We start from the raw sequence: 2,287 nt of genomic DNA, 5'->3' as shown, positions 1-2,287 counted from the left end.
CTCCTCGGCGGTCAACGCCAGAATCGCCAACTTCGGACCACGACCATCGCCCACGCCATTAATCTACCAACGAATCAACGACTCAGGACACTAGAACCTCACACGCTTCCGAGGTCTGCGACCCGGCGTTCAACCTCAACCGACTGGGCCATGAGCAGGGCGGGAAACCTGGTCCGGCCTCCCCCGGACGGCCTCGTACGTTGCTGAAAGAGACCACAACTGAGACCAGCAGCGGTAGGGCCGGCGTGAGCAGCGCCCAGGCACGGTCTCCAAGTCTGCTCGGCCCCATACACGCTTCATCGGGCTGGTTCGCCACCTAGGCCAACTCGACCGGCCGTTCGTCTACAGGCGCCCCGTACGCTAACGAGCGAGACGACAAATGAGACGAAGGCAGGACGGCGCCCGACCATCCTGATCTAAAGGTCGCCCGCGGGACGAGCGGCGTGCGCCCGAACGGCCGGTGTTCCTGGAAGCGGTCCGGACTCTCCTGGCCGTCCTCGCGGGGCGCCCCGGCCGATCAGTGGAGGTGCGGGTTCCACCCTACGGTGCGATGCAGTGCGTGGCCGGGCCGCGACACACCCGCGGAACGCCCCTGAACGTGGTGGAAATGGACCCGACCACCTGGCTGTCGGTGGCCACCGGACGCCTCGGCTGGTCGGAGGCGGTCACTAGGGTCGCGTCCGGGTCAGCGGAATCCGGGCGGATCTCTCCACTTATCTCCCGCTCTCCTCGGAATTCTCCGACTGCTAAACCGCCCCCTGCGGCCTCCGCTTCGGCTGTGTTCCGTCGGCGATGATGACCTTGACGGAAACAGATGACAAAGCTACGTTCCTGACTGCAGGTTTTCTTCTTCTTTGAGCGGGGAGATGTTTGTGTCGACGTTTGGGTTCTTGAGGAACCGCCTGCTGGCTACCGCTGCAGCAGCGTCCTTGACTGCTTCCGTGGGGCTGTCTTAGTTGCACCATCTCCGGCCTTTGCCAGCTGCTCGACCACCGAGCACCGTAAGATCGACTTGGACCCTGGCTATGATACGGTTTTCGGCGCCTTTGACGGCTTGGCGCTGAGGAGCGGGCCGCACACCTCCTGCACGAAGCTCTACACCATTCCCAACCACGCCCAGGTCAACCTCGGCTGCTATGACCTCGGTGACACCGTCTACGGGGATTACAGCTGGAGCTTCGTTACCTACAACGGCATAAAGGGTTGGGTCTCGGACCACTACCTGCTCGACTACGGGAGCGACTACTACTGCAACTAGCGTTTCATCCGACGCACGTCTGGTTTGCAACGTCAACGCTGACGCCGGGACCGGCGCGAGGGGCTGCATTCGCAGCATTCTGGCTCTGACGGTCCCGGCCACCTTTTCTCGGTGTTCCTGCGCCTCGAGGATGCTTTTGCGGGGCGAATGGAACTCGCGTGAGGCGCCCAGAGGTAGACCCACGGCGGGCCGGTGCCGGCCAAGGGCTCCAGCTCGTAGACGCCGGCGATGTTGGCTCGAGTAACTCGTCACCGAACTCCACCCACAGCCAGTTCTGGTCGATCACGCTGGGCGGGACGCCGTCCTCGTCCACGGGCACCAGCAAGGACCGGCCGTGGATCGGGCCTCCATGCACAGCACGTCGACCTTCTCCCACATGCCCCGATCATCAGACGTCCGCCCTGAGGGACAGGCAAATTCGCCCGTTCCCGCCTGGCGCTCACCCTGCCCGCCCCTACCGCCGGGCCGTTCGGGTGTGGCTGACACAGCCGACCGGGAACTGTGCCGCTGGCTCCTCGGGATATGGCCCGACGGCAGAGTCCGCATTTACAGGTGGCCGCCAGCCGGTGGCCTCCCGGCCACGGCTGCCACCGTTGATGTCAACCGCTGATGTCAAGCCGACCCTGCCACCGCTCGGCACTTGCCAGCGGCATGACCCCCGTCGGGGGGAGCCGGGTATGGCTTATCAACGGCTGTGGTTCGCTGTTACAGGACGTGGTTGGGTACAGGAACGACGCGGTCCGACGATGCCTCGGATTCTCGGTTCGCGTCGCTCTTGCTGCCTCCCTGCTGCCTGAAGGCAAGCAGTCCGCAGGGCCGATAGTCTCGCCCGCATGTCTGAGCCCATCACCGAGACGCAACGAACGTACGACGCCATCTCGACGACGTACGCTCGGGCCAACTCGACCATTGACCCCAGGCTCCTGGAAGACATTGAGGTGATCTCAGCAAGGTTCGGCGGCCGAGTGGGGATGACACGGACGTAACGTCCATGCTGGACGGTGTTGGATACGGGCGTGGAGCCATCGA

At 64.1% G+C, this 2,287-nt stretch carries 1 protein-coding gene and 1 pseudogene; both read left to right on the top strand.

Going from position 1 to position 2,287, the window contains the following annotated elements; all coding sequences use genetic code 11:
- The first annotated feature begins 460 nt into the window (after positions 1 to 460).
- Positions 461 to 750, top strand: a pseudogene (locus ACZ6S5_RS34820) (sterol carrier family protein).
- Between the two features lie 262 nt (positions 751 to 1,012).
- Positions 1,013 to 1,258, top strand: a complete 246-nt coding sequence (locus tag ACZ6S5_RS34815; protein WP_466006539.1) for an SH3 domain-containing protein — start codon at positions 1,013 to 1,015, stop codon at positions 1,256 to 1,258.
- Positions 1,259 to 2,287 lie beyond the last annotated feature (1,029 nt).

The sequence above is a fragment of the Micromonospora sp. NPDC051924 genome, from assembly GCF_055586005.1.
This window is presented reverse-complemented; position numbering and strand designations above follow the sequence as displayed.